The organism is Lentzea albida (genome assembly GCF_900111005.1).
Lineage (GTDB): Bacteria > Actinomycetota > Actinomycetes > Mycobacteriales > Pseudonocardiaceae > Lentzea > Lentzea albida.
Genome location: NZ_FOFV01000012.1, coordinates 110,834 through 136,050, shown reverse-complemented (window position 1 = coordinate 136,050; position 25,217 = coordinate 110,834). Strand labels below are relative to the sequence as shown.

At 69.8% G+C, this 25,217-nt stretch carries 24 protein-coding genes; 15 read left to right on the top strand and 9 right to left on the bottom strand.

Going from position 1 to position 25,217, the window contains the following annotated elements; genetic code table 11:
- The first annotated feature begins 6 nt into the window (after positions 1–6).
- The gene (locus BMY74_RS27720; RefSeq protein WP_089921279.1) at positions 7–1,704 is read left to right on the top strand and encodes a cation:proton antiporter; all 1,698 of its coding nucleotides are present in this window, start codon (positions 7–9) and stop codon (positions 1,702–1,704) included.
- Here BMY74_RS27720 and BMY74_RS27715 read toward each other — a convergent pair whose 3' ends face one another.
- A complete protein-coding gene (locus BMY74_RS27715; RefSeq protein ID WP_089921277.1) occupies positions 1,705–2,466 on the bottom strand; it encodes a GntR family transcriptional regulator in 762 nt (253 codons plus the stop codon).
- A 199-nt stretch (positions 2,467–2,665) separates the two neighbouring features.
- Here BMY74_RS27715 and BMY74_RS27710 point away from each other — a divergent pair, with 199 nt between their 5' ends.
- The 6 genes from BMY74_RS27710 to BMY74_RS27685 all read left to right on the top strand — a co-directional run bounded on the left by BMY74_RS27710 (position 2,666) and on the right by BMY74_RS27685 (position 9,186).
- Positions 2,666–3,904, top strand: a complete 1,239-nt coding sequence (locus BMY74_RS27710) for an extracellular solute-binding protein (protein WP_218159769.1) — start codon at positions 2,666–2,668, stop codon at positions 3,902–3,904.
- Positions 3,901–4,845, top strand: a complete 945-nt coding sequence (locus tag BMY74_RS27705) for a carbohydrate ABC transporter permease (protein ID WP_089921274.1) — start codon at positions 3,901–3,903, stop codon at positions 4,843–4,845. Before BMY74_RS27710 ends, BMY74_RS27705 begins: the two co-directional genes overlap by 4 nt.
- Positions 4,842–5,663: a carbohydrate ABC transporter permease gene (locus tag BMY74_RS27700; RefSeq protein WP_089921272.1), complete on the top strand. Its 822-nt coding sequence runs from the start codon at positions 4,842–4,844 to the stop codon at positions 5,661–5,663. Before BMY74_RS27705 ends, BMY74_RS27700 begins: the two co-directional genes overlap by 4 nt.
- A complete protein-coding gene (locus BMY74_RS27695) occupies positions 5,660–7,063 on the top strand; it encodes a beta-N-acetylhexosaminidase (protein ID WP_089921269.1) in 1,404 nt (467 codons plus the stop codon). Before BMY74_RS27700 ends, BMY74_RS27695 begins: the two co-directional genes overlap by 4 nt.
- Complete coding sequence (locus tag BMY74_RS27690; RefSeq protein ID WP_177229950.1) at positions 7,048–8,415, top strand: cellulose binding domain-containing protein; 1,368 nt, start codon at positions 7,048–7,050, stop codon at positions 8,413–8,415. The genes BMY74_RS27695 and BMY74_RS27690 overlap by 16 nt, the downstream gene beginning before the upstream one ends.
- Before the next feature lie 63 nt (positions 8,416–8,478).
- Positions 8,479–9,186 carry a type 1 glutamine amidotransferase domain-containing protein gene (locus BMY74_RS27685; protein WP_089921265.1) on the top strand — a complete coding sequence of 236 codons (708 nt, stop codon included), beginning with the start codon at positions 8,479–8,481 and terminating at the stop codon, positions 9,184–9,186.
- Between the two features lie 2 nt (positions 9,187–9,188).
- Here the strand turns inward: BMY74_RS27685 and BMY74_RS27680 are convergent, their stop codons facing one another.
- From BMY74_RS27680 to kstR, 3 genes are all read right to left on the bottom strand, one after another.
- Entirely contained in the window at positions 9,189–9,590 is a 402-nt protein-coding gene (locus tag BMY74_RS27680) for a hypothetical protein (RefSeq protein ID WP_089921262.1), read from the bottom strand.
- A 189-nt stretch (positions 9,591–9,779) separates the two neighbouring features.
- Positions 9,780–10,922, bottom strand: coding sequence for an LLM class flavin-dependent oxidoreductase (locus tag BMY74_RS27675; protein WP_089921260.1), 1,143 nt, complete (start codon positions 10,920–10,922; stop codon positions 9,780–9,782).
- A gap of 107 nt (positions 10,923–11,029) precedes the next feature.
- Positions 11,030–11,605, bottom strand: coding sequence for a cholesterol catabolism transcriptional regulator KstR (gene kstR, locus BMY74_RS27670; protein WP_245786411.1), 576 nt, complete (start codon positions 11,603–11,605; stop codon positions 11,030–11,032).
- Positions 11,606–11,765: 160 nt separating this feature from the next.
- Here kstR and BMY74_RS27665 point away from each other — a divergent pair, with 160 nt between their 5' ends.
- From BMY74_RS27665 to BMY74_RS27640, 6 genes are read left to right on the top strand one after another with little or no spacing between them, the layout of a single operon-like run.
- Positions 11,766–13,667: an acyl-CoA dehydrogenase family protein gene (locus tag BMY74_RS27665; RefSeq protein WP_089921258.1), complete on the top strand. Its 1,902-nt coding sequence runs from the start codon at positions 11,766–11,768 to the stop codon at positions 13,665–13,667.
- Positions 13,667–14,629 (top strand): acyl-CoA dehydrogenase family protein, encoded by a 963-nt coding sequence (locus BMY74_RS27660; RefSeq protein WP_089921255.1) that lies wholly within the window; start codon positions 13,667–13,669, stop codon positions 14,627–14,629. Before BMY74_RS27665 ends, BMY74_RS27660 begins: the two co-directional genes overlap by 1 nt.
- Positions 14,619–15,746 carry an acyl-CoA dehydrogenase family protein gene (locus tag BMY74_RS27655; RefSeq protein WP_089921253.1) on the top strand — a complete coding sequence of 376 codons (1,128 nt, stop codon included), beginning with the start codon at positions 14,619–14,621 and terminating at the stop codon, positions 15,744–15,746. The genes BMY74_RS27660 and BMY74_RS27655 overlap by 11 nt, the downstream gene beginning before the upstream one ends.
- Positions 15,746–16,630: a bifunctional MaoC family dehydratase N-terminal/OB-fold nucleic acid binding domain-containing protein gene (locus BMY74_RS27650; protein ID WP_089921489.1), complete on the top strand. Its 885-nt coding sequence runs from the start codon at positions 15,746–15,748 to the stop codon at positions 16,628–16,630. Before BMY74_RS27655 ends, BMY74_RS27650 begins: the two co-directional genes overlap by 1 nt.
- Positions 16,617–17,000, top strand: coding sequence for a MaoC family dehydratase (locus tag BMY74_RS27645; RefSeq protein WP_089921250.1), 384 nt, complete (start codon positions 16,617–16,619; stop codon positions 16,998–17,000). The genes BMY74_RS27650 and BMY74_RS27645 overlap by 14 nt, the downstream gene beginning before the upstream one ends.
- Entirely contained in the window at positions 16,997–18,139 is a 1,143-nt protein-coding gene (locus BMY74_RS27640; protein WP_089921247.1) for a lipid-transfer protein, read from the top strand. The genes BMY74_RS27645 and BMY74_RS27640 overlap by 4 nt, the downstream gene beginning before the upstream one ends.
- Here BMY74_RS27640 and BMY74_RS27635 read toward each other — a convergent pair.
- From BMY74_RS27635 to BMY74_RS27615, 5 genes are read right to left on the bottom strand one after another with little or no spacing between them, the layout of a single operon-like run.
- Complete coding sequence (locus BMY74_RS27635; protein WP_089921245.1) at positions 18,119–18,952, bottom strand: MaoC/PaaZ C-terminal domain-containing protein; 834 nt, start codon at positions 18,950–18,952, stop codon at positions 18,119–18,121. The genes BMY74_RS27640 and BMY74_RS27635 overlap by 21 nt on opposite strands.
- 10 nt (positions 18,953–18,962) lie before the next feature.
- The gene (locus tag BMY74_RS27630; RefSeq protein WP_089921243.1) at positions 18,963–19,925 is read right to left on the bottom strand and encodes a ferredoxin--NADP reductase; all 963 of its coding nucleotides are present in this window, start codon (positions 19,923–19,925) and stop codon (positions 18,963–18,965) included.
- Positions 19,918–20,157, bottom strand: coding sequence for a hypothetical protein (locus BMY74_RS27625; RefSeq protein WP_425434863.1), 240 nt, complete (start codon positions 20,155–20,157; stop codon positions 19,918–19,920). The genes BMY74_RS27630 and BMY74_RS27625 overlap by 8 nt, the downstream gene beginning before the upstream one ends.
- On the bottom strand, positions 20,154–21,290 hold the full coding sequence (locus tag BMY74_RS27620) for a 3-ketosteroid-9-alpha-monooxygenase, oxygenase component (RefSeq protein ID WP_089921241.1): 1,137 nt from the start codon (positions 21,288–21,290) through the stop codon (positions 20,154–20,156). The genes BMY74_RS27625 and BMY74_RS27620 overlap by 4 nt, the downstream gene beginning before the upstream one ends.
- Positions 21,287–22,858 (bottom strand): FAD-dependent oxidoreductase, encoded by a 1,572-nt coding sequence (locus tag BMY74_RS27615; RefSeq protein ID WP_089921239.1) that lies wholly within the window; start codon positions 22,856–22,858, stop codon positions 21,287–21,289. Before BMY74_RS27615 ends, BMY74_RS27620 begins: the two co-directional genes overlap by 4 nt.
- Positions 22,859–22,990: 132 nt before the next feature.
- Between BMY74_RS27615 and BMY74_RS27610 the strand changes: the two genes are divergently transcribed.
- Together BMY74_RS27610 and BMY74_RS27605 are read left to right on the top strand one after the other, a co-directional pair.
- Positions 22,991–24,448 (top strand): FAD-binding protein, encoded by a 1,458-nt coding sequence (locus BMY74_RS27610; RefSeq protein ID WP_089921236.1) that lies wholly within the window; start codon positions 22,991–22,993, stop codon positions 24,446–24,448.
- Positions 24,442–25,212 carry a 2-keto-4-pentenoate hydratase gene (locus BMY74_RS27605; RefSeq protein ID WP_089921233.1) on the top strand — a complete coding sequence of 257 codons (771 nt, stop codon included), beginning with the start codon at positions 24,442–24,444 and terminating at the stop codon, positions 25,210–25,212. Before BMY74_RS27610 ends, BMY74_RS27605 begins: the two co-directional genes overlap by 7 nt.
- Positions 25,213–25,217: the final 5 nt, after the last annotated feature.

Here is a 25,217-nt window from a genome sequence, read left to right as displayed (position 1 = left end):
CGGGTCATGCAGGAATGGGCCTTGCTCGCGGTCGCGGCCGTGCTGATCATCGTGGCGGTCTCCTACTTCGCCCCCAGGCTCGGCGTGGCGGCACCCGTGCTGCTCGTGCTCGTCGGCATGGGCTGCAGCCAGATGCCGGGAGCGCCGCACCTGGTCGTGGAGCCCGAGTGGATCCTGACGATCGTGCTGCCGCCGATCCTGTACTCGGCGGCGGTGAACGTGCCGGTCGTCGACTTCCGCCGCGACTTCAGGTCCATCGGCGCGCTGTCGGTGCTGCTCGTGGCCGTGTCCGCGTTCGGCACCGGCCTGCTGATCTGGTGGCTGCTGCCCGAGATCGGCTTCGCGGCCGCACTGGCGCTGGGCGCGGTGATCAGCCCGCCGGACGCCGTGGCCGCCACGTCGATCGGCAAGAAGCTCGGCCTGCCGCCCAGGCTCGTCACGATCCTGGAGGGTGAGGGCCTGGTCAACGACGCGACGGCGCTCGTGCTGCTGCGCACGGCCGTCGTCGCGATCACCGCGAGCGTGTCGTTCGGCAGCGCCCTGGGCGACTTCGCGTACGCCGTGGCCGTGGGCGTGGCGATCGGTGCCGCGGTCGGCATCGTGTCGGTGTGGACGCGGTCGCGGATCCAGGGGCAGCCGGTGCTGACCACCGCGATCTCGTACGTGGTGCCGTTCCTCGCGTTCATCCCGGCCGAGGAGGTGCACGCGTCCGGCGTGATCGCCGTCGTCGTGGCGGGCCTGATCACCGGTCACCAGAGCGCGCGCAAGTTCACCGCGCACGACCGCATCTCCGAACGCACCAACTGGCGCACCATCCAGCTGCTGCTGGAGAACGGCGTATTCCTGCTGGTGGGCTTCGAGCTCACCTCGGTCGTCGGCGCCGTGGCGGACGAGGGCCTGGCGCGCACGCTGGTGATCGGCGTCCTGGCCACGCTGGCACTGGTCGTGCTGCGGGTAGCGTTCATGATCCCGGTGATAGCCCTGCTGCGCCGCCAGCAACGCCGCGCGGACGCGTTCACCGGCAAGCTCGACGCCTTCGCGGACAGGTTCACCGCCCGTGGCCCCCGGCCCGGCGAGGAGAAGCGCTACGAACGCGGAATCCGGATGCTGCAACGCAAACAGGCCGACGTGGCCTTCTACGCGAGCGAGGGCCTGAGCTGGCGCGGCGGCGCGGTGCTCGCCTGGTCGGGCATGCGTGGGGTGGTGACGGTGGCGGCCGCCCAGACCCTGCCCGAGGACCTGCCGCACCGCGACGAGCTGATCCTGATCGCCTTCACGGTCGCGATCCTCACCCTGGTCGTGCAGGGCGGCTCGCTGCCGCTGGTGATCAGGTGGCTGGGCATCCGCGGCAACGACGAGGAGCACGAGCGCCGCGAGTACGCCCGCCTGGCGAGCGAGCTCGTGACGGCGAGCCGGACGTTGCTGGAAAGCGACGCGCTGTGCCGCGAGAACGGCGAGCCGTTCGACGAGCACCTGCTGGAGCAGACGCTCGAACGGGTCGTCGCCATGAGCGAGAACATCGAGAAGAAGCTGAGCGAGGAGGCCTCGGACCTGGAGCTGCGCCAACGCCTCGAACTGCAGCGGATGATGGCGGACGCGCAGCAGAACGCCCTGCTGGACGCACGGGCCGGCGGCACCTACGCCTCGCACACCCTGGAGAAGGCGCAGAACTTCATCGACAGCCAGAGCGCCCGGTTCCTGTGATCAGAACGGGTCGCCGCCGACCTTCGCCCGCACGTCCACGGTGCTGCGCGGCGACGCCCCGAGCGTCAGCCGCGACACGATCTTGTACCGGTCCCCGCGGTAGATCGAGTGCACGTACTCGACCTGCCGCCCCTGCGCGTCCGTCGTCAGCCGCTCGAACAGCAGAGCCGGTGCCAGCTCGGGAACTCCGAGCAGCGCGGCCTCGGACTCGTTGACCACGGTGGGCTCTATCGACTGCACCGCCTCGGACACGTGCACGCCGTGCTCGCGCAGCCGTTCGTAGAAGTCGCCGGATTCCATGTCGTGCAACCTCAGTCCGGGCGCGACGGAGGCGGGGACGTGCAGGTACTCCAGCGCCATCGGCTCGTCGTCGACCAGCCGCAGCCGTGCGATGTAGTGGATGTCGGCGGCGGGGGAGAGGTGCAGGCGGCGGCCGACCCGTGCACCGGCCGGGATGCGGGCGTGTTCGAGCACGCGGGACGACCACGTGCCCGAGGCCTGGGGCAGGGACATGGAACCGGTGCCCGAGACCATCTCCTGCGTGATCTTGGCGCGGGCCACGAAGGTGCCGCGGCCGTGCTGGCGGACCAGCAGGCCGGTGTTGACCAGTTCCTCCACGGCCGAGCGGACGGTCGGGCGCGACACGGAAAGCCGTTGGCACAGCACGCGTTCGGCGGGGATCGGGGCGCCTGCCGGGTGGGTCTCGATGAGTTCCAGCAGGTAGTCGCGGACCTGCTCGCGCTTGAGGATCGCTTCGGCCATGCCCCTCCGCTCGGTCGGCGGCCAGTATGGCATACCACTGGTAAGTAACCAGTCCGAGCGAGCGTGTGGCCAGCCTGGTGAAGATCGAGACCACTTGCGCGCGTCCAAGCAGGGGATTGACCTGACAAGTGGTCTATGCCACTTTCTATCCACTCCATCGGACCTGACCAATTGGTCACATCCCAGCGAGAGGTGAGTCGTGTCGCGCTCCGCTGCCTTACTCGTCCTGGCCCTCACGTTGTCCGCCTGCGGGACGTCCGCCGGTGGGGGAGGTGAGAAGCAGGAGATCACCGTGTGGCTCATGAAGGACACGGCCACCGAGGAGTTCGTGTCGAAGTTCGAGAGCGAGTTCGAGAAAGAGCACTCGAACCTCGACGTGAAGATCCAGATCCAGGAGTGGAACGGCATCACGCAGAAGGTGACCAGCGCTCTGGCCAGCACCGACCCGCCCGACGTGATCGAGGTCGGCAACACCCAGGTCGCGCAGTACGTGGCCAGCAAGGGCGTCACGGACCTCTCGGACAAGAAGGCCGAGCTGAAGGGGGACGACTGGATCCCCGGTCTGTCCGAACCCGGTGCCGTCGACGGCAAGCAGTTCGGCGTGCCGTTCTACGCGGCCAACAGGGTCGTGATCTACCGCAAGGACCTGTTCGAGGCCGCGCAGGTCACGCCGCCCAAGACGCGTGAGGAGTGGCTCGCCGCCACCGCCGAGCTCGACCAGGGCGAGCAGCAGGGCATCTACCTGCCCGGGCAGAACTGGTACACGCTGTCCGGGTTCGTCTGGGACGAGGGCGGCGACCTCGCGAAGCAGGACGGCGGCCGCTGGAAGGGCTCGCTGAACACGCCGGAGGCGTTGGCAGGCATGGACTTCTACAAGAAGCTCCAGGCACTCGGCGACGGGCCGAAGGACTCCGACGAGGCCAAGCCGCAGCAGACCGACGTCGTCGCGGGCGGCAAGGTCGCGCAGTTCATCGCGGTGCCCGGTGCGGCGAAGCTCGTGGAGAAGGCCAACCCGGAACTCGCGGGCAAGATCGGCTTCTTCCCGATCCCCGGCAAGACCGCGGACAAGCCCGGCGCGGTGTTCACCGGCGGCTCCGACCTGATCATCCCGCTGGCCTCCAGCAGGCAGGAGGGCGCGTACGAGGTCGTCAAGGCGCTCGCCGGCGAGAAGTGGCAGGTCGAGCTCGCGAAGGCGATGAACTACGTGCCGAACCGCAAGTCGCTCGCGGCCTCGGTGGGCGGCGACCCCGGCACGGCGGCCATGGCGCAGGGCGCGGCCAACGGGCACGCCACCCCGAACTCGCCGAACTGGGGCGCGGTCGAGGCCCGCAACCCGATCAAGGAGTTCCAGACCGCGGTCCTGACCGGCACCGATCCGAAGACGGCCGCCGCGAAGGCCGACGAAGTGATCACCCAAGCGCTGAACTCCGGCAAATGACGATCCTCGCCGAGAGGCCGGTGCAGGCCACTGCACCGGCCCCGCCGAAGCGCCGCAGGCGGCCGGTGCTGCCGTACCTGCTGATCGCTCCGACGCTCCTCACCACCGCGTACCTGCTGTTCTACCCGCTGGTGCGCAACGTGGTCATCTCGCTGCAGGAGTACGGGCTGCCGCAGCTCGTGCGCGGCGACGCGAAGTTCGTGGGGTTCGCGAACTACGCGAAGGTGCTGTCCGACCCCGAGTTCTGGTCCGTGGTCAAGCGGACGCTGTGGTTCACCGCGATCAACGTCGTGCTGATCATGGTGCTGTCGACCCTGGTCGCACTGCTGCTCGTGCGGCTCGGCCGGTGGCTGCGGCTGCTGGTGATGGGCGGGCTCGTGCTCACCTGGGCGACGCCGATCATCGCGGCCACCACGGTGTTCCAGTGGCTCTTCCAGTCCCGGCTCGGCATCGTGAACTGGGCGCTCGTGTCGCTGGGCTTCGAGGAGTACCGCGACTACACCTGGTTCGCGGACGGCGACGCGACGTTCGGCATCCTCGTCACGCTGATCGTCTGGCAGTCCGTGCCGTTCGCCGCGCTGTCGCTGTACGCGGCGATGATCACCGTGCCGCAGGAGCTGTACGAGTCCGCGCGCATCGACGGCGCCGGCGCGTGGCGGGTGTTCACCACCATCACCTTTCCCATGCTGCGCGCGATGTTCGGGCTCATCACGTGTCTGGAGGTGATCTGGGTCGTCAAGGCGTTCGTGCAGATCTGGGTGATCAGCCAGGGCGGTCCCGGCCAGGCCACGACGACGCTGCCGGTCTACGCCTTCCAGGTCGCGCAGTCGTTGCAGCGCTACGACCTCGGCGCCGCGGTGTCGATGCTCATGGTGCTGCTGCTCGTGCTCGCTCTGCTCGCGTACTTCCGCCAGCTCTACCGGCAGGAGCAGGATTCATGATCGGCCGGATCTCGCGCACCACGGCGGCGCTCGTCATCTTCGTGATCTCCGTCTTCCCCGTCTACTGGATGGTGCTCACGGCCTTCAAGCCCACCAAGGACATCCAGAGCGCGACACCGACGTTCCTGCCGATCCCGATCACGTTCGACCACTTCGGCACGGCGATCGCCGCGAAGGGGTTCTTCTCCTTCTGGCGCAACAGCCTCCTGGTCGCGGGCGGTGCGGTGCTGCTGGCGTTGCTGGTCGCCCTGCTGGCGTCGTTCGCGATCGCGCGCCTGCGGTGGAAGGGGCGCAGGGCGTTCGTGCTCATGGTGTTCATCGCCCAGATGACGCCGTGGGAGGCCTTGCTCATCCCGATCTACGTGATCGCGCGCGACACCGGCATGCTCGACACGCTGTGGATCCTCACGCTGGTCTACTTCATGATGACGCTGCCGTTCACCATCGTGACACTGCGCGGGTTCCTCGCCGCCATCCCGGTCGACCTGGAGGAGGCGGCGCAGGTCGATGGCTGCACGCGCGGCCAGGCGTTCCGCAAGGTCGTGTTCCCGCTGCTCGCGCCCGGCCTGCTGGCGACCTCGCTGTTCGGGTTCATCACCGCGTGGAACGAGTTCGCCTTCGCCAACGTGCTGATCATCAAGGACCAGGACGACCGCACGCTGCCGGTCTGGCTGTCCTCGTTCAACAACACCTTCGGCACCGACTGGGGGGCCACCATGGCCGCGTCGACGCTGTTCATGCTGCCCGTGCTGCTGATCTTCATCGTGCTGCAGGGCCGGGTCACCACCGGCATCGTCGGAGGGGCGGTGAAGGGGTGATCGTCCCGCTCCCGACGAGGATCGTGCGCCGCAGCAAGGGGTTCACGTTCGACAGCGACACGAGCGTCCGGGTCACATCGGGTGCCGAGCCGGTCGCGCGGCTCCTCCGCTCACTGCTCCGGCCCGCCACGGGTCTCCCGTTGCCGATCAACGACCACGGCCAGGTCCTGATCGCGCTCGACGCCAAGCTCGTCGGGCTCGGCGCCGAGGGGTACGCGCTGACCGTCAACGAGCACGGCGTCATGCTGCGCGCGGCGACGAAAGAAGGCCTGGCGCACGGCATCCAGACGATCAGGCAGCTCCTGCCCGTGGAGGCGCTGAGGTCGTCCCGGGTGTCCGGTGTGGACTGGACACTGCCCGGCGTCGACATCCGCGACGTGCCCAGGTTGCCGTGGCGCGGGTTCATGCTCGACGTCGCCCGGCACTTCCAGCCGGTGCCCGTGGTCCGCCGGTTCATCGACCTGATGGCGTTGCACAAGCTCAACGTCCTGCACCTGCACCTGACCGACGACCAGGGCTGGCGCATGCCGGTGCCCGCGCACCCGCTGCTGACGTCGGTCGGCGGCTGGCGCGCCGAGACCAACGGCGACGGCGTCCCGCACGGCGGCACGTACACCCGCGGCGAGCTGGAAGGCCTGGTGGCCCACGCGGCCGAACGCGGTGTCCGGATCATGCCGGAGATCGAGATGCCCGGTCACGCCCGCGCCGCGCTGGCCGCCTATCCGGACCTCGGCGTCGCGCCGGAAGCACTGCCCGTCTGGACCCGCTGGGGCATCAGCGACGCGGCGTTCGGCCTGCACGCCCTGGGTTTCGTCCGCGAGGTGCTGGACGAGGTGCTGGACGTGTTCCCCGGCGAGCACGTCCACCTCGGTGGCGACGAGTGCCTGCTGCCGGAGGACGTGCACGGCCGGTTCCTCCGCCAGGTGAGCGAGTACGTGCTCGACCAGGGCCGCGTCCCGGCCGCCTGGGAACCGACCGGCGATCCGCGCTCGGTCGTGATGCCGTGGAAGGACGAGACCCAGGCCGCCAAGGCGCTGGAACGGGGCCAGCCGGTCGTCATGACCCCGCACACCTCCACCTACCTCGACTACCCGCGCTCGGACGACCCGCGTGAACCACCCGGCCAGCCCGGGTACGTCGTCACCAGCCGCGACGTCTACCACGTGCCGCTGCCCGACGGCGTGCTCGGCGCGCAGTGCCAGCTGTGGACCGAGCACGTCCGTGCGAAGGACCACCTGGAGTACCTCGCGTTTCCCCGACTAGCAGCGCTGGCCGACACCCTCTGGTCCCAGCGCCCCGAGTGGGAGGGCTTCACCACCAGGATGCGCCTCCACTCGTCCCGGCTCGCCGCCCTGTCCATCCCTGCCGAAATGAGGAGAGAACGTTGCGAGCACTCCTAGCCGCGTCCTGCGCGGCGCTGGCGGTGGCCGCACTGGCCGTCGCACCGAACGCGTTCGCCGCCGACGCGATCACCGCCCAGTACCGGACCAGCGCGTCCGGTGCGACCACCGACCAGGTCGAACCGTGGTTCAAGCTGGTCAACTCCGGCACGACGAGCGTGCCGCTGTCCGAGGTGAAGATCCGCTACTACTTCAAGAGCGAGACCCCGGACGTGGGCTACCGGTTCGCCTGCTCGTGGGCCGTGCGCGGCTGCGGCAACGTGACCGGCCAGTTCGGCACGCTCACCGGCGGTCCGGCCGACCGATACCTGGAGGTCGGCTTCACCTCCGGCGCCGGCACGCTGAACCCCGGCGCCGACTCCGGCGACCTCCAGCTGCGCTTCTACCGCACCAACTGGGGCTCGATCACCCAGACCGACGACTACTCGTTCCGCGCCGACAGCAGCTACTCGGCGTCGAACAAGGTCGCGGTGTACCGCGGCAGCACGCTGCTGTGGGGCACCCCGCCCGGCGGCACCCCGCCCACGACCACGACGACCAGCTCCACGCCGCCGAACCCCAACGGCCCCAAGATGTTCGACGACTTCGCGTACAACAACTCGAGCGACTCGCGGATCAGCCAGCGCGGCTGGACCGTCCGTTCGGGCGCGGGCGGCCCCGGTGTCCCCGGCGCCGAGTGGGACGCCTCGCGCGTCACGTTCCCGACCGTCGACGGCCAGAAGGTCCTGCGCCTCGACTCGTGGAACAACGGCTCGGCGGCGAAGCAGACGGAGCTGTTCCACCAGCGCAAGTTCTTCGAGGGCACCTACGCGGCGCGCGTGAAGTTCAGCGACGCGCCCGTCTTCGGTCCGGACGGTGACCACGTCGTGCAGACGTTCTTCACCATCACCCCGCTCGACGCACCGATGGCCCCGAACTACGGGGAGATCGACTTCGAGTACCTGCCGAACGGCGGCTGGGGCGAGCAGGGCAACATCATGTACGAGACCACCTGGGAGACCTACCAGAACGAGCCCTGGGTCGCGGACAACATCCACAACGAGCAGCGCCAGAGCTACAACGGCTGGCACGACCTCGTGTTCCAGGTCGCGAACGGCCGCGTGAAGTACTACATCGACGGCAACCTCGTCGCCGACCACGGCGACAAGTACTACCCCGAGACGCCGATGTCGATCAACTTCAACCTGTGGTTCATCTCGGGCGGTCTGCAGGGCAGCAGCGCCGAGCGCGCCTACCAGCAGGACGTCGACTACGTGTACTTCGCCAAGGACCAGGTGCTGAGCCCGGCGCAGGTGAAGACGGCGGTGCAGGACTACCGCACCGCGGGCGTCACGCACGTCGACAACGTGTGATCCCCGGCGGGCCGGCCGGTGCCGGCCGGCCCGCCTCACCTCCCGTTTGGCAGGATCGTGCGGGTGCGCGTGCTGATGCCCCTGCCCGACCGCGACTTCGACGTCACCGAGGTGGCCGTGCCGTGGCGCCTGTTGACCGACGCGGGCCACGAGGTCGTCTTCGCGACCGAACGGGGTGGCCCGGCGCAGGCGGACCCCCTGCTGCTCACCGGTGTCCTCTTCGGACAGCTCGGCGCCGAGGAGGAACCGAAGCGGTTCCACGCCCAGCTCCTGGAGTCGGCGGCCTACCGCGCGCCGATCGCGTGGGAGGCGGTCGATCCCACCGGGTACGACGGACTGGTCCTGCCGGGCGGCCATGCACCGGGCATGCGCCAGTACCTGGGCTCACCGTCGTTGCAGGGCAAGGTGGCCGCGTTCTGGGCGCTGGACCGCCCCGTCGGCGCCATCTGCCACGGACCGCTCGTGCTGGCGCGGGCGGGCGTGCTCGCCGGTCGCCGCACCACCTGTCTGCCGAAGTACATGGAGCGCTCGGCCTTCTACCTCACGGCGTGGCGGCGCGGGCGGTACTACCGCACCTACCCGGCCTACGTGCAGGACGAGGTGGTGGCGTCCGGGGCGGTGTTCGAACGCGGCCCCGTCGAACTGACCCGCCGCGGCACGGCGACAGACGACGCGCCGGCGTTCGTGGTGCGCGACGAGAACTACGTGTCGGCCCGCTGGCCGGGCGACGCGTACCTGTTCGCCAGGACGTTCGCCGGCCTGCTGGGCTGAGCTCAGGCGGCGGTGACGGTCTCGCAGCTGACCGGCTGACCGGGCTGCCCGGTCGCGCTCGCCAGCTCCTTCACGCCGTCGAGCAGGATGCGGCACGACAGCACCTGGTCGCCCTTCGGCGTGGCGGAGACCTGTGCCTTCTCGCCCGCGTTGATGATGACCTCGACCGTCCACGGCAGCGGGTTCTCGGCGGTGACGGTCTGCGGCGTCTCCTTGCGGTTGCGGTCGGGCGACTTCGCGTACGTGAGGTCCACGAGCGTCTGCGCGGGTTCGGCCGACAATTCGTAGGTGATCGCCCAGGCCTTGCCCGTCAGGGTCGTCCACCCTCCGAGGTGGTTCACCAGGGCGACGGTTCCGCCGCCGACGACGGCCAGCACGGCCACCACGACCAGAAGCGTCTTCATAGGACAGACGGTAGTGGTGGCCGTGTGCACCGGCATCGTTCGGCGGAGTGACTCGCGGGTCATACCGCGGAACTAGGCGTGTGTCGACGTCCGTGCCGCGGAAGTTCGTCCGGTGACAGGCGTGGGTGAGAGGCCTGGAGGCGGTGCCGTTTCCGAGGCCCTCGCCCGCTACCGCCTCCCGACGGGACTTCAGGACGCGGTCTGCGTCTTCTCCACCTCGCTCGCCGCGTCCGCCGTGGTGCGCCCGTGCACGGCCGGGCGGCCGCCGTACGGGTCCTCGGCACTCCACAACGTGGTGGGTGCGGCGGCGCGCACCACGGGGATGACCTCGCTCGCCAGGCGTTCGAGCATGTGCAGCTGCTGCTCGTGGGGGATCATCGTGGGCAGGCTGAACGACTGCAGGGCGTGTCCGAACCCCTCGTGGAACCAGAGGATCTTCTCCGCGATCTGCTGCGGGCTGCCGACCAGCACCGGTCCCCGTTCGATCGCGTCGTCGATGGTCGCGAACGTCATCTCGTTGCCGGGCGTGTGGTTGCCGGGCAGGTTGAAGAACTCGACGATCTTCTCGTAGGTCGGGCCGAACGCCTCGCGGGCCTCCTGGGTCGTGTCGGCGAGGTAGAGGAACCCGGCACCCGCCGCCACGTACGCGAACCGCGGGTCGTGACCGTGTTCGGCGTACTTGGCGCGGTAGTGGTCGATGAGGACGGTGTAGTTGTCCCTGGGCTGGATCGCGTTGGCGGAGAAGAGCGGGTCGCCCCACTTGGCGGCGAGCTCGGCCGAGGTGAGGGTGGTCGCGGGGCCGTGCCAGATCCGGGGCGCTCCGGCGAACGGGCGCGGCAGGCTCGTCACGCCGTTCAGCGGGCCGCGGAAGCGGCCCTGCCAGGTGACGTCCTCCTCGCGCCACAGCCGGCGGAGCAGTTCGTACTTCTCCTGCAACGACTCCCACTGGTCGCCGTCCTCGATGCCGAACATCGGCAGCTGTTGTTGCTGGTTGCCCTTGCCCACGACGAGCTCCAGGCGGCCGCGGGACAGCTGGTCGACCGTCGCGTAGTCCTCGGCGACCCGCAACGGGTCGTGGATCGACAGCACGGACACGCCGGTCTGGATCCGGACGCGGCTCGTGGTCGCCGCGATGGCCCCGAGCAGGACGGAGACGCCGCTGCTCAGGAACGGTCCCGCGTGCCGCTCGCCGAGTGCCACGGCGTCGTAGCCGAACTCCTCGGCATACCGGGCGGACGTGAGGGCCTGGGCGTAGCGCTCGTCGGCGCGGACCTGCCGCCCGGTGACCGGGTTGGTGAGGTTCGGCAGGATGTCGAGGACCTGGAACTTCATCTGGTGACTCCGCGGTGAGGACGGATCGCGCCGTCCGCGGCGCTCACCCCGGGGGAACTCCGCGGGGACGGCCCGTGTTCCCCGCGCTCAGCCGTCCCGCATCGTGGTCACTTGAGCAGCAGGCGCACCGTCAGCTCGAGGCGGTTCGCGACGTCCGTGGCCGTGGCGCGGCGGGTCACCCAGGCGACCAGGTTCGACAGCCACACGTCGCTGATCACGCGGGCGATGGCCTTCTGCTCGTCCGTGGCCGGTTCGTCGCTCATCGCCTTGGTGAACATGGACTCCATCAGCAGCGAGACCCTGTCGATCTCGGCGCCCGCGGAGGCGTCGGCGAAGGTGAACGCGCGCGTCATCGCCTCGGTGAGGTGCGGGTTGCGCTGCAGGCCGCGGGTGATGCGGCCGAGGACGAACAGCACGCGCTCGTACGGCGACTCGCCGGGAACGGTGGTGCGGTCCATCTTCTCCTGGGCGCGCTCCAGCTCCACGGCGAGGCTAGACACGAGCAGGTGGACCTTCGAGGGGAAGTAGCGGTACAACGTGCCCAGCGCGACGTCCGCGCGGTCGGCCACGGCGCGCATCTGGACCGCGTCGAACCCGCCCTTGGACGCCAGCGCGATGGTCGCGTCGACGATCCGCTTGCGACGCTCGCGCTGCGCGGCGGAGCTGAGCTCGTCGCCCGCCATGAGCGCGTCCGTGCGCGACTTCGAAGGTGACACGGAGATGATCCTCCTGAAACGTGTTGCAGCTGCCTCCGCATCATACTCGATCGGTTTCCCGGCCATGATCTGTTGCTCGAAATAGAACACGTTCTATAAACTTCTTCACATCCTGTGAGGAGGCCGCATGCCGATCGCCACGACCGGGGAAGGGCGAGCGCTGCGCGACAGCGTGGACGCCGCCAAGGGTGAGTGGGCCGATCTCGTCCGGGTCGGGTTCTTCGAGGTGACGCGCGAGGGCGGCACGGTCGCCGATCTCGCGGTGATGCTGGAGCGCGCGGCCGAGAACCTGGTGCCGGGGCCGTTGCTGCCGACGGCGCTGGTGTCGGTGCTGTTGCCCGATTTCGAGGGGATCGCCGGGTTCGGGTTCTCGTCGCGGCACGTGGTCGGCGCCGCCGAGGCGACGCACCTGTTGCTCGGACCGGACAGGTGGTCGCTGGTCGCGGCGGACCAGGTCTCGGTGACGCCGCTCGAGGCCGTGGACCACACGCGTTCACTCGGGTCGGTCGTGGTCGACGGACCTGGAGAGGCCGTCGCGGACCCGACGGACCTCGCGATCACGTTGATGGCGGCCGAGGCGAGCGGGGTGGCGGCGTGGTGCCTGAACACCGCTGTCGAGTACGCGAAGCAGCGTCAGCAGTTCGGGCGTGTCATCGGGTCGTTCCAGGCGGTGAAGCACCTGTGCGTGGAGATGCTGTGCCGGGCGGAGCAGGCGTCGTCGGTCGCGTGGGACGCGGCGCGATCCTTCGGCGAGGACGAACACCCGCTGGCCGCCGCGGTGGCGGGCGCCGTCGCGTTCGACGCGGCGGTCCGCAACGCCAAGGACTGCATCCAGGTCCTGGGCGGCATCGGGTTCACCTGGGAGCACGACGCGCACCGCTACCTGCGGCGGGCGTTGGCGTTGCAGCAACTCGCGGGAGGCGTGGCCCTCTGGCGCCGAAGGGTGGCGGAACTGGCGCTGGCGGGTGAACGCCGTTCACTGGCCGTCCGGGTCGAGTCCGATCCGGACGTGCGGGCGTTCGCCGAGGAGATCGCGGGACTGGATCCGGCCGATCAGCGGGAACGACTGGCGGACAGCGGGTTCCTGGTTCCGCACTGGCCGGCGCCGTACGGGCGGGACGCCGATCCCGCGCGGCAGATGGTGATCGACAACGAGTTCGCGCGCGCAGGGGTGCGCAGACCGGACCTGGTCATCGGCGGCTGGGCCGGGCCGACGATCCTGCACCACGGCACGCCCGAGCAGCAGGAGCGGTTCGTGCCGCCGACGTTGAGCGGCGAGCTGACCTGGTGCCAGCTGTTCAGCGAACCGGAGGCCGGGTCGGACCTGGCGTCGTTGCGCACCAGGGCCGTGCGCGTGGACGGCGGCTGGAAGCTCACCGGGCAGAAGGTGTGGACGTCGCTCGCGCACCAGGCCGACTGGGCGATCTGCCTGGCCCGCACGGACTCAGGTGTGCCGAAGCACAAGGGCATCACGTACTTCCTGGTCGACATGCGGTCGCCGGGGGTCGACGTGCGGCCGTTGCGGGAGATCACCGGCGACGCGCGGTTCAACGAGGTGTTCCTCGACGACGTGTTCGTGCCGGACGACTGCGTGGTCGGCGCCGTGAACGACGGCTGGCGCCTGGCCCGCACGACGCTCGCCAACGAGCGCGTCGCGATGGGGTCGTCGCTGGGCGAGCCGCTGGAGCAGGTCCTGAAGTCCCCGGCGGCTCACGACCACGCCGAACGGCTGGGTGCGTTGGTGGCGCAGGGACTCGCGGTGTCGGTGCTGGACCTGCGGGCGAGCCTGCGGGTGCTGAGCGGGCAGGGGCCGGGCGCGGAGTCGAGCGTGCGCAAGCTCGTCGGGGTGCGGCAGCGGCAGGAGGTCGCCGAGTTCGCGGTCGAGCTGCTCGGGCCGGACGGTGCCGTGGACAGCGGCGAGATGTACGAGTTCTTGCTGTCGCGGTGCCTGAGCATCGCGGGCGGGACGACGCAGGTGTTGATGAACCTGGCAGGCGAGCGGATTCTCGGTCTACCGAGGGAGCCTTGATGGACTTCGAGCTCGACGAGACCCAGCAGGAGATCGCCAGGCTGGCGGCCGACGTGCTGGGCAGGGAGAGCGACACCCCCTGGAAGGCGCTGGGGGAGGCGGGACTGCTGGCACTGGCCGTTCCGGAGCGGCTGGGGGGTGACGGGTTCGGCGTGCTGGAGACGGCCGTGCTGCTCACCGAGGTGGGCCGGCGGGCGGTGGACGTGCCGGCGCTGGCCACGCTCGCGCTGGGCGTGCTGCCGATCGCGCGGTACGGCACCGCTGGGCAACAGGACGCGTTGCTGCCGTTGGTGACCGAGCAGCACGGGGTGCTGACGGCGGCGCTGAGCGAGCCCGGCAGGCCACTGCCTTCCGCGCCGGGGACGAGAGCGGGTGAGGACGGGATCTTCGGCACGAAGATCAACGTGCCGTTCGCCGCCGAGGCGCAGCGAATGCTGGTGAGCACGGACGGCGGCGTGTTCGTCGTCGACCCGGCAGGCCCCGGAGTGTCCATTTCGGAGGGGACCGTGGTGTTCGAGGGCGCTCGCGGCGAGCTGCTCGACGGAGCGGCCGACGACCTCCGCCGGTTCGCCCTCGCCGGTGCCTGCGCGGTCGCCGACGGCGTCCTCGCCGGAGCGCTCGACCTCACCGTGAAGCACGTCGGCACCCGCCACCAGTTCGGCAAGCCCCTGGCCACCTTCCAGGTCGCCGCCGCGCTGGTCGCGGACGTCTACATCGCCTCCCGCACACTGCACCTCGCCGCGCTGACGGCCGCCTGGAGCCTCGACGACCACGACCTCGACACCGCCGCGTACTGGCTCGCGGCGGAGGCGTTGCCGGCCGTGCACACCTGCCACCACCTGCACGGCGGCCTCGGGCTCGACATCACCTACCCCCTGCACCGCTACTACGGCACGGCCAAGGAGCTGACGCGGTTCGTCGGCGGAGTGGAGCACCGCTTGGGGGCCATCGATGTTCATTGACCTCACGACCGAGCAGCTGAAGCTGCGCGACGAGCTGCGCGAGTACTTCGCGACCGTCATGACGCCCGCCGAACGCGAGGCGATGCTCACCGAACGGCACGGCGAGACCTACCGCGAACTGGTCCGCAGGCTCGGCCGCGACGGCAGGCTGGGCGTCGGCTGGCCGCGGGAGTACGGCGGGCTGGGGTTCGGGCCGGTCGAGCAGCAGATCTTCGTCAACGAGGCCGCGCGCGCCGACGTGCCGCTGCCGTACGTGACGCTGCAGACCGTCGGCCCGACGCTGCAGTCGTACGGGACGCAGGAGCAGAAGGACTTCTTCCTGCCGAAGATCCTCAGCGGCGACCTGCACTTCGCCATCGGCTACACCGAACCCGACGCGGGCACCGACCTGGCGGCGTTGCGCACCAAGGCCGTCCGCTCCGGCGACGGTTATGTGGTCAACGGCCAGAAGACGTTCACAACAGGCGGCCACGACGCTGATTACGTGTGGCTGGCCTGCCGCACCGGGGAGCCGGACTCGCGGCACAAGGGCATCACGATCCTCATCGTGGACACGAAGGACCCCGGCTACTCGTGGACGCCGATCATCACCTGCGACGGCGCGCACCACGTCAACGCCACCTACTACAACGACGTCCGCGTGCCCGAATCCCGCCGCGTCGGCGAGGAGGACAAGGGCTGGCGGCTGATCACCACCCAGCTCAACCACGAACGCGTGATGCTCGGCCCGTCCGGGCGCATCGGCGCGCTGGTGGAACGCGTCCACGGCTGGGCAGCGGAACGGCAGCTGCTGGACGAACCGGACGTGCGGCGGGCGCTGGCCGAGGTACGGGCCGTCCACCGCGTGAACGAACTGCTCAACTGGCAGGTCGCGAGCGGTGAGCTGGAGGTCGCGGACGCCAGCGCCACCAAGGTGTTCGCCGCCGACCGCACCCAGCGCGTCGGCCGGCTGCTGGAGGAGGTCGTCGGACGGCACGGCGCCCCGGCGGACCTGGTGCGCTGGCTCGACGTGCAGGCGCGCCGCAACCTCGTGCTGACGTTCGGCGGTGGCGTGCAGGAGATCCAGCGCGAACTGATCGCCAACATCGGGCTCGGACTACCGCGGGTGGTGCGATGATCGACATCGAGAAGGAGGCCGCCCGCATCGCCGAACAGGGCGAATGCGCACCGCGGCTGGCACGCGACCCGGTCAACCAGCCGATGATCAACAACTGGCTGGAGGCCCTCGGCGACGAGCATCCCGGCTACGACGGCGTCGCGCCGCCCGCGATGGTGCAGGTGTGGACGATGGCCGGGCTGCACGGCCAAAGGACACTCGACGACCCGCTCGGGCAGATGATGACGATCCTCGACGAGGCCGGGTACACGTCGGTGGTCGCGACCAACTCCGACCAGACCTACCACCGGTACCTCGAGGTCGGCGAGCACCTCTCCGTGACGACGAGCCTGGAGGACGTGACCGGGCCGAAGAGGACCGGGCTGGGGGAGGGGTGGTTCGTCACGACCCGGAGCACGTGGTGGGTCGGGGACGAAGCCGTGGCGGAGATGCGCTTCCGGGTGCTGAAGTTCAAACCCGCGCAGAAACCCGAACCACGACCCGAGGCGCCGAAGGCACAGGCCATCCGCCCCTCCGTCAACCGCGACACCGAGTACTTCTGGGAGGGCACCCGGCAGCACGAGCTCCGCATCCAGCGCTGCGGCGGGTGCGGCCTCCTGCGCCATCCGCCGGGTCCGATGTGTCCCGAATGCGGTGCCACCAAACCGAAGTACCTCGTTTCCGACGGCAACGGCGTGATCTACAGCTACGTCGTGCACCACCACCCGCAGGTGCCGGGCAGGCAGACCCCGTTCGTCATCGCGTTGGTCGAGCTGGACGAGGGCGTGCGCATGCTGGGCGAGTTCGACGGCGAACCCAAGATCGGGCAGCGGGTCGAGGTCGTGTTCACGAAGGTCGACGACGAGTTGACGATGCCGAGCTGGAGGCCCCGTGCGGATCGGTGATTCCCTGCCCGAGTGGCACGTCGAGGCCACGCCGACGTTCGTGATCAGCACCGCGCTGGCCACCCGCGACTTCCAGGACGTCCACCACGACCGGGATCTCGCGGTCCAGCGCGGGTCGAAGGACATCTTCATCAACATCCTCACCACGACCGGCCTCGTCCAGCGCTACGTCACGGACTGGGCGGGCCCGCGGGCGCTCGTGCGGCAGGTGAACATCCGGCTCGGCGCGCCCTGCTTCGCCTACGACACGCTGAAGTTCTTCGGCCAGGTCGTCGGACGCGAGCAGCAGGACCTGACCATCGAGGTCGTCGGCCGGACCGCGCACGGTGACCACGTCACCGGGACCGTGAAGATCGAGGTGCCCGCGTGAACGCCGCCATCGTCGGGATCGGCGCGACCGACTTCTCCAAGGACTCCGGCCGCAGCGAGCTCCAGCTCGCCGCCGAGGCCGTGAGAGCCGCGCTCGAAGACGCCGGGCTGACACCGTCCGATGTGGACGGCCTGGTCAGCTTCACCATGGACACCAACGCCGAGATAGCGGTGGCGAGGGAACTCGGCATCCCGGAACTCACGTTCTTCAGCCGGGTGCACTACGGCGGCGGGGCGGCGTGCGCTACCGTCCAGCAGGCCGCGATGGCCGTGGAGACCGGGGCGGCGGAGGTCGTCGTGTGCTACCGGGCCTTCAACGAACGGTCCGGGCACCGGTTCGGGCAGGTCCAGACGGCGGCCGCCGCCAACATCGACAACAGCTGGTCGTACCCGATGGGACTCGGCACGCCGGCCGCGATGGTCGCCATGTTCGCGCAGAGGTACATGCACGAGTACGGCGCCACGAGCGAGGACTTCGGCCGAATCGCCGTGATCGACCGCAAGCACGCCGCCACGAACCCGCACGCCTGGTTCCACGACCGGCCGATCACGCTGGACGACCACCAGTCGTCGCGCTGGATCGCCGAACCGCTGAGGCTCCTCGACTGCTGCCAGGAGAGCGACGGCGGGGTCGCGCTCGTGGTCACGTCGGCACAACGCGCCAAGGACCTGCCGAACGAGCCCGCGCACGTCAAGGCGGCGACGCAGGGCAGCAGCGCCGACCAGTTCACGATGACCAGCTACTACCGCGACGACCTGACCCGCCTCCCCGAGATGGGCGTGGTGGCGCGCGGACTGTGGGAGAGGTCGGGCATCACGCGGTCCGATGTGGACGTGGCCGTGCTCTACGACCACTTCACCCCGTTCGTGCTGGTCCAGCTCGAAGAACTGGGCTTCTGCGGCCGGGGGGAGGCCAAGGACTTCATCCGCACCGGCGCGCTCGAACTCGACGGCGACCTGCCGCTCAACCCGCACGGCGGTCAGCTCGGCGAGGCCTACCTGCACGGCATGAACGGCATCGCCGAAGGGGTGCGGCAGATCCGCGGCACCGCGGTGAACCAGGTCGCGAACGTCGGCCACGTCCTGGTCACCGCCGGCACCGGCGTCCCGACCAGCGGTCTAGTCCTCGGTCAGGCGTAGCACTGCGTCGGAGAGCACGGGACGGTCCCCGGCCGAGGTCGACACCACGAGCCGGGTACCGTCCCGCCACACCCGCGTCGTCAGCGTCTCGCCGGGGAACACCACCCCGGCGAACTTGGCCGAGAACGACGACACCTGCTCCGGCCCGTCCAGCAGCGCGTCGATGACGGCCTTGCACACCACCCCGTACGTGCACAGCCCGTGCAGGATCGGCGCGTCGAACCCGGCCCGCGCGGCGAACTCCGGATCGGCGTGCAACGGGTTCCGGTCGCCGCAAAGGCGGTACAGGTAGGCCTGCTGCGGCAGGGTCGCGGTCTCGATCAGGAAGTCCGGTTCGTGGGCGGGCACCTCCACCTTTCCGGACGGTCCGCGGTCGCCGCCGAACCCGCCTTCACCGCGGGCGAAGATGCTGGACCGGGTGGTGAACAACGCCGTCCCGTCCGGTGTCACGGCGGTCGCCTCCTGCACGATCACCGCGGCCTTGCCCTTGTCCCACACGTCGGAGATCCGCGTCCGCAGCACCGCTTCTCCGGACGCGGGCAGCGGAGAGTGCACGGCGATCTCCTGCGTGCCGTGCAACACCCGCGCGAGGTCGATGTCCACACCGGGGAACGACACGACGGGTGCCGCGGTCTCGTGGAAGCGGGGCGCCACCACGCCGAAGGTCGGCAGCACCCGCAGCCCCTGCTCGTAGACGTACCGGAGTTCCGTCGCCCCCAGCGCGAGGTGGTAGAGCAGCACGTCCGACTCGGTCCAGGAGAACTTGACCTCGGGAAGCTCCGCGCCGACGGCGACGGAAGGATCGATCGGCATCAGGCGCCCCTCACTCGTAGGTGATCTTCACGTTGTCCGTGACCGGAACCGACTGGCACGCCAGCACGATGCCCTCGGCGATGTCCTCGGAGTCGAGCACGTCGTTGTTGAGCATCTTGACCTCGCCCTCGACCAGCCGGCAGGCACAGGCGCTGCACGCGCCCTCCCGGCACGAGTAGGGCGCGTCGAGTCCCTTCTCCAGCAACAGGTCCAGCAGCTTCGTCCGGGCGGGCCACGGGAACCGGTGCCGCTCACCGTCCAGCGACACCTCGACGACGGCGTCCGGCCGGTCGTCCGCGATCGGCTCCTCCGCGCCGAACGGATCGCTGGACAGCGACACGAACTTCTCGACGTGCACGACCGGAACGTCGTGCAAGGCCTTCCGCGCGGCCTCCATGAACGGTGCCGGCCCGCACACGAACGCCTCGTCGCAGGGGCGGACGAACGCCCGCAGGCCGTGCGGCAGCCCCTGCACCGATTCGAGCCAGTGCACGACGGTCAGCCGGTCCGGGTGCGCGCGAGCCAGCTCGGAGAGCTCGCCGGCGAAGATCACCGAGGACTCGTCCCGGTTGGCGTAGAAGAGGAACACCTGTCCGGAGCCGCCGTGCAGCACGGCCCTGATGATCGACATGACCGGCGTGATCCCGCTGCCCGCGGCGAACGCGAGCAGCGACCCGTCCAGCGACGAGGGCGTGAAGACCCCGGCCGGTGCCAGCACGTCGAGTTCCATGCCGGCCCGCAGTTCCGAACACATCCACAGCGACCCGTGCCCGTCGGGCGTGCGCTTGACGGTGATCTTCAACGGCTCACCCGGCGCGCTGGACAGCGAGTAGCAGCGCGCCACCTCGCCCGCCCGCACGGTCAGGAACTGCCCGGGCTTCACCGCGAACGAAGCTCCCGACAGCACGAACGAACGCGCGTCGGCGGTCTCCTCGATCACGGCGTCGACCCGCAGCCGGTGCACCTCAGCCATCGGCGACCTCCAGCGTCCCCTCGCGCACGGCCTTCTCGATGCTGTCGCGCAACCGCAGGCAGGTCGGCACCAAGGCGGCCCGTGCACCGCACAACTCGGGACAGGTCTTGGTGTCGGAGAGCCACTGCACGCTGGTGTGCTGCGGGCTGTTCTTCTTCACCAGCACCCGGTTCCCGCAGTCGCAGCCCACGGGAACCATGCCGCCCTTCAGGAACTCGTCGCGCTCGCTCACGTCGCCTGCTCCTGGGGCTGCTGCCTGGCCAGGTTCTCGGCGACCTCCTTCTCCCACACCTCGATCGCCCTGCTCGTGTCGACCTCGAACTCGAAGCGCCGCACCATGTCGTCGCTGACGTCCTCGACGTCGACGTAGAACTGCTCGTACCAGCGCCGGAGCTGGTAGACCGGACCGTCCTCCTCGCACAGCAACGGGTTGTCGACGCGCGACTTGTTCTGCCAGATCTCGACGTCCTGCAGGAACCCGACCCCGATGCCGCGCGCGAACTTCGCCGCGATCTTGTCGGCGTGCTCGTCGTCCACGCCCGGCAGCTTCTTCACGATCGCGCCCCACTGGAGCTTGAACGACGTCGGCGAGATCGGGTAGTGGCAGTTGATCAGCACGGTCTCGATCTCGAGGCCCTTGTAGTCGTTCCACAGGTAGTCGATCATGTATGACGGCCCGTAGTACGCGGCCTCCGACCGGACTTCCACGTCACCGGTGTAGTTCGAGCCCATCGCCACGTCCGGACGGCCGCGCGTGGTCAGGTACTGCGAGGCGACGTGGCCCTCCATCACGTTCTTGAAGTAGGTCGGGAACGCGAAGTGGATGTAGAAGAAGTGGGCCATGTCGACGACGTTGTCGATGATCTCGCGGCAGTTCGCGTTGTCGATGACGACGGAGTCCCAGGTCCAGTTGCTCCACTCGGTCGAGAACGCCGCGTCGATGCGCGGGATCGTGACGTGCTCGGGCGGCGGGTTGCCCTGCGGGTCGTTCCACACGAAGAGCTGTTTGTTCTCCTCCAGCGTGATCCACGACCGGGTGCGCGCCCGCAGCGGGACCCGCTTGGCGTAGGGGATGTCGACGCAGCGGCCGTTGCCCGCCCAGCGCCAGTCGTGGAACGGGCAGGCGATGGTGTTGCCCTTGACCGTGCCCTGGGTGAGGTCGCCGCCCATGTGCCGGCAGTACCCGTCGAGCACGTTGATCTCGCCGTCCTCCGAGGCGAACACCACGAGCTTCGTGCCGAACGCCTCGACGGCGTGCGGCTTGCCGTCGCGGAAGTGGCTCGCGAGGCCGAGGCAGTGCCAGCCGCGCGCGAACCGGGCCGGCGGCGCGCCCGCGTCGATCGTCCGCACACCGTCCTGCGTCATCGCTCTCCTCCAGTGATGTCGAGGCCGGCGAGGTATCCGAACGTCATCGCCGGTCCGAGGGTGGCGCCCGCGCCCGCGTAGGTGTGGCCCATGACGGAAGCGCTGGTGTTGCCCGCCGCGTACAGGCCCTCGATCACCGAACCGTCCTCGCGCAGCACCCGCGCGGAGGCGTCGGTGCGCAGGCCGCCCTTGGTGCCGAGGTCGCCCGGCACGATCCTGACCGCGTAGAACGGTCCGGTGGTCAGCGGCGCCAGGTTGGGGTTGGGCTTGGTGCGGGGATCGCCGTAGTAGCGGTCGTACGCGCTGTCGCCGCGGTGGAAGTCGGGGTCCTCCCCGGCGACCGCGAGCGCGTTGAACCGCCGTACGGTGTCCACGAGTTCCGGCAGATCGGCCTGCTGCGCGAGTTCTTCGAGGCTGGGAGCGGTGAGGACGGAGTCCTTCCACCGCCGGGGGAGCGGACGCCGTGGCGGGATGCCGCAGAACGGGTAGCGGCCGCGGTAGGAGTGGTCGAACACCAGCCAGGTGTCGCCGGTCATCGCGTTGACCACGTCGATGTAGGGCGCCGACTCGTTGACGAACCGGCGTCCGGTCTTGTCGACCAGCACGCAGCCGGGCAGCGACCGTTCCGCCAGCAGGAAGAACGGGCCGCGCGGCAACGGGACGGACGGGCCCCACCAGGCGTCGTCCATCAGCCCCACGGCCGCGCCGGCGCGTTGACCTGCTTCGATGCCGTCTCCCGTGTTGGCCTTGGCGCCGACCGTCCACTCGGTACCGATGTTCTGGTGCTGCTTGCGCATCTGCTCGTTGTGCTCGAAGCCACCGCACGCCAGCACCACGTGCTTCGCCAGGATGAGCTTCTCGCCGACGAGCACTCCGGCGACGCGGCCGTTCTCGTGGTGCAGGTCGGTCATCGCCGTGTTGAGCCTGATCTCGACGTTCAGTGCTTTCAGGCCCGCTCGCAGTCCCGCGGTCAGCGCTTGGCCCATGGTGAGGCGGCGGCCCGGCAGGAACCGGCGGGCGAACACCTTGACCGCGGTGGCGATTCCGCGCGGGTGCCGTCCGATCAGCGTCAGCCAGCGGTAGTCGGTCTGGGTGATCACGATGCCCGCGGGCGTCGGCACGTACGGCGGTTCGAGGTCCTCGACCTCCTCGCCAAGCAGCTTCGTCCTGAACGGCAACGGCTCGACCGACCGGCCCCGCGGCTGCCCGCCGGGCGCCTCCGGGTAGTAGTCGGAGTAGTCGCGGACCCAGCGGAACTCCAGCGGTGTGTGCGCGCGGACGAACGCCAGCATGGCCGGTCCCGCGTCCAGGAACGCCTGGCGCAGCTCGGCGGGGACCTCGGGCGCGATGTGCCCCAGGTAGGTGCCGGCCCGCTCCGGTGAGTCGCTGACGCCGTTGGCGGCGACCACGGCGTTGTTCGGCACCCAGATGCCGCCACCGGACCTCGCGGTGGACCCGCCGTAGTGCGCGGCCTTCTCGATGATCAAGGTCCGCAGGCCGTGTTGAGCGGTGCAGAGCGCGGCTGTCATGCCCGCCGCGCCACTGCCGACGACGATCACGTCGTACATCGCACCTCCCGGAAGCTCAGACTAGAACAGGTTATAGTTCTGAGGCGGTTTGGCGCTATGGTGTAGGAGTTCCAGGCAAGTCGACTCACCAAGAACCTGTTTCTGGCCAAGAGCCTGTTCCAGGAGGGTTGCGTGGAGGTCACCGCGGACGTGGTCGTCATCGGCTTCGGCGCGGCCGGCGCGTGCGCCGCCGTCGAGGCCGCCGCGTCCGGTGCGTCCGTGGTGGTGCTGGACCGGTTCGGTGGCGGGGGCGCGACCGCGTTGTCCGGCGGGGTCGTCTACGCGGGTGGCGGGACGCGGCAGCAGGTCGAGGCGGGTGTGCCGGACTCGGTCGACGCGATGTACTCCTACCTGTGGCACGAGGTCCGCGACGCCGTGTCGCCGGAGACCCTGCGGCGCTTCTGCGAGGACAGCGCGAAGATGCTGGCCTGGCTCGAGGACCAGGGTGTGCCGTTCGACGCGCGGCTGTCGCCGTTCAAGACCTCGTACCCGACCGACGACTACTACCTCTACCTGTCCGGCAGCGAGGACGCCTGGCCCGACCCGGCGCCCCGCGGGCACCGCACCAGGGCGAAGGGCACGTCGGGCAGGGAGTTCTTCACCCGGCTGGCCGAGGCGACCCGGCGCGCGGGCGTGCGGATCATGCCGCAGACCCGCGCCGTCGAACTGGTCCAGGAGAACGGCCGCGTGACGGGCGTGCGGTGCCGTGCGCTCACCGGTCTGCCGCGCGTCCTGCACAGCGCGTTGTCCAAGGCGGGCGCCAAACCGTGGCTGTACTACCCGCCGTTGGGCAGGAGGCTGTTCGGGCTGGCCGCACGGCTCGAACGGTTCAGCCGGCCGTTGGTGATCACCGCCGGGCAGGGCGTGGTCATCGCGGCCGGCGGCTTCATCGCCGACAGGGCCCTGGTGCACGAGCACGCACCGGCCCACCGCGGCGGACTCGCGCTCGGCACGCCCGGTGACGACGGCGGCGGGATCCGGCTCGGCGTCGCCGCCGGGGGGAGGACCGCGCGGATGGACAGGATCTCGGTGTGGCGGTTCGTCACACCGCCCAGTGCCTTGCAGCGCGGTGTCCTGGTCGACTCGGCGGGACAGCGCTTCGGTGACGCGAGGTTGTACGGCGCAGCCAACGGGAGCGAGATCGTCGCGCGGGGCGGCAAGGCGTGGCTGCTGGTCGACGACGAGATCCTCCAGGTGGCCCGTGCGCAGGTGAAGACGCAGACCGCGCCGTTCCAGCGCTGGCAGGTCCGCCACCTGCTCGGTCGTGGCCTCGTCACCGCGCCCACGATCGAGGAAGTGGCCCGCAAGGCCGGTATCGCGACGCCCGAGCCGTTCGGGACGCCGCCCTATTCGTTGATCAACGTGTCGGTGCGCGCGGGGTTCGGCTACCCGTGCCCGATGCTCACGCTCGGCGGGCTCGTCGTGGACGAGGACACGGGCCAGGTGCAGGGGGTTCCGGGGTTGTACGCGGCCGGCAGGTCGGCGGTCGGCGTGTGCTCGGAGTCCTACGTCAGCGGCCTCGCGCTCGCCGACTGCGTCTTCTCCGGTCGCCGGGCGGGAAGTCACGTCGCGAAGGAGGCCAGGTGCTGACGATCCAGTCCAGGGAGGCGGCCGCCGAACTGCTGCGCACGGCGGAACGCGACCGTGTGCCCATCAAACCGCTGGTGGAGCTGTATCCCGAGATCGACGTCGTCGACGCGTACGAGATCCAGCTGCTGAACGTCCGCCACCGCAACCGCGACGTCATCGGGCACAAGGTCGGCCTGTCGTCACTGGCGATGCAGCAGATGATGGGCGTCGACGAACCGGACTACGGCCACCTGCTCGACGACATGCAGCTCGCCGGTACCGCGGACGCCTCGGCGTACCTCTACCCGAGGGTGGAGGTGGAGATCGCGTTCCTGCTGGCCCGCGACCTGCCGGGCGAGGGCTGCACCGTGCAGGACGTGCTGGAGGCGACCGAGTTCGTCGTCCCGGCCATCGAGCTGATCGACAGCCGGATCGAGAACTGGCGGATCGGCCTGCAGGACACCATCGCCGACAACGCGTCGTCGGCCGGGTTCATGCTCGGGTCGGAGCGCGTGCGTCCGTCCGAACTGGACATCGGCGCGGTCGCGGCCACGTTGCGGCGCAACGGCGAGGTGGTCGCCGAAGGACGGGGTGACGCCGTGCTGGGCGATCCGGCGATCGCCGTGGCGTGGCTCGCGGCGAAGGTCGCGGGCTTCGGCGTCCGGCTGCTGGCGGGCGACATCGTGCTGCCCGGGTCGTGCACCCGTGCCATCGACGCCAGGCCCGGCGACGAGTTCCACGCCGAGTTCGCCGGACTCGGCTCCGTCGACCTGAAATTCGAGTGAGGTGA

Excerpts from the sequence above, each read along its gene's own strand:
- BMY74_RS27635 (WP_089921245.1), bottom strand. The coding sequence starts at position 18,952 with ATGCCGATCGATCCTTCCGTCGCCGTCGGCGCGGAGCTTCCCGAGGTC.
- BMY74_RS27720 (WP_089921279.1), top strand. The coding sequence starts at position 7 with ATGCAGGAATGGGCCTTGCTCGCGGTCGCGGCCGTGCTGATCATCGTG.
- BMY74_RS27655 (WP_089921253.1), top strand. The coding sequence starts at position 14,619 with ATGTTCATTGACCTCACGACCGAGCAGCTGAAGCTGCGCGACGAGCTG.
- BMY74_RS27660 (WP_089921255.1), top strand. The coding sequence starts at position 13,667 with ATGGACTTCGAGCTCGACGAGACCCAGCAGGAGATCGCCAGGCTGGCG.
- BMY74_RS27680 (WP_089921262.1), bottom strand. The coding sequence starts at position 9,590 with ATGAAGACGCTTCTGGTCGTGGTGGCCGTGCTGGCCGTCGTCGGCGGC.
- BMY74_RS27665 (WP_089921258.1), top strand. The coding sequence starts at position 11,766 with ATGCCGATCGCCACGACCGGGGAAGGGCGAGCGCTGCGCGACAGCGTG.
- BMY74_RS27675 (WP_089921260.1), bottom strand. The coding sequence starts at position 10,922 with ATGAAGTTCCAGGTCCTCGACATCCTGCCGAACCTCACCAACCCGGTC.
- BMY74_RS27715 (WP_089921277.1), bottom strand. The coding sequence starts at position 2,466 with ATGGCCGAAGCGATCCTCAAGCGCGAGCAGGTCCGCGACTACCTGCTG.
- kstR (WP_245786411.1), bottom strand. The coding sequence starts at position 11,605 with ATGGCGGGCGACGAGCTCAGCTCCGCCGCGCAGCGCGAGCGTCGCAAG.
- BMY74_RS27705 (WP_089921274.1), top strand. The coding sequence starts at position 3,901 with ATGACGATCCTCGCCGAGAGGCCGGTGCAGGCCACTGCACCGGCCCCG.
- BMY74_RS27700 (WP_089921272.1), top strand. The coding sequence starts at position 4,842 with ATGATCGGCCGGATCTCGCGCACCACGGCGGCGCTCGTCATCTTCGTG.
- BMY74_RS27620 (WP_089921241.1), bottom strand. The coding sequence starts at position 21,290 with ATGACGCAGGACGGTGTGCGGACGATCGACGCGGGCGCGCCGCCGGCC.
- BMY74_RS27615 (WP_089921239.1), bottom strand. The coding sequence starts at position 22,858 with ATGTACGACGTGATCGTCGTCGGCAGTGGCGCGGCGGGCATGACAGCC.
- BMY74_RS27630 (WP_089921243.1), bottom strand. The coding sequence starts at position 19,925 with ATGGCTGAGGTGCACCGGCTGCGGGTCGACGCCGTGATCGAGGAGACC.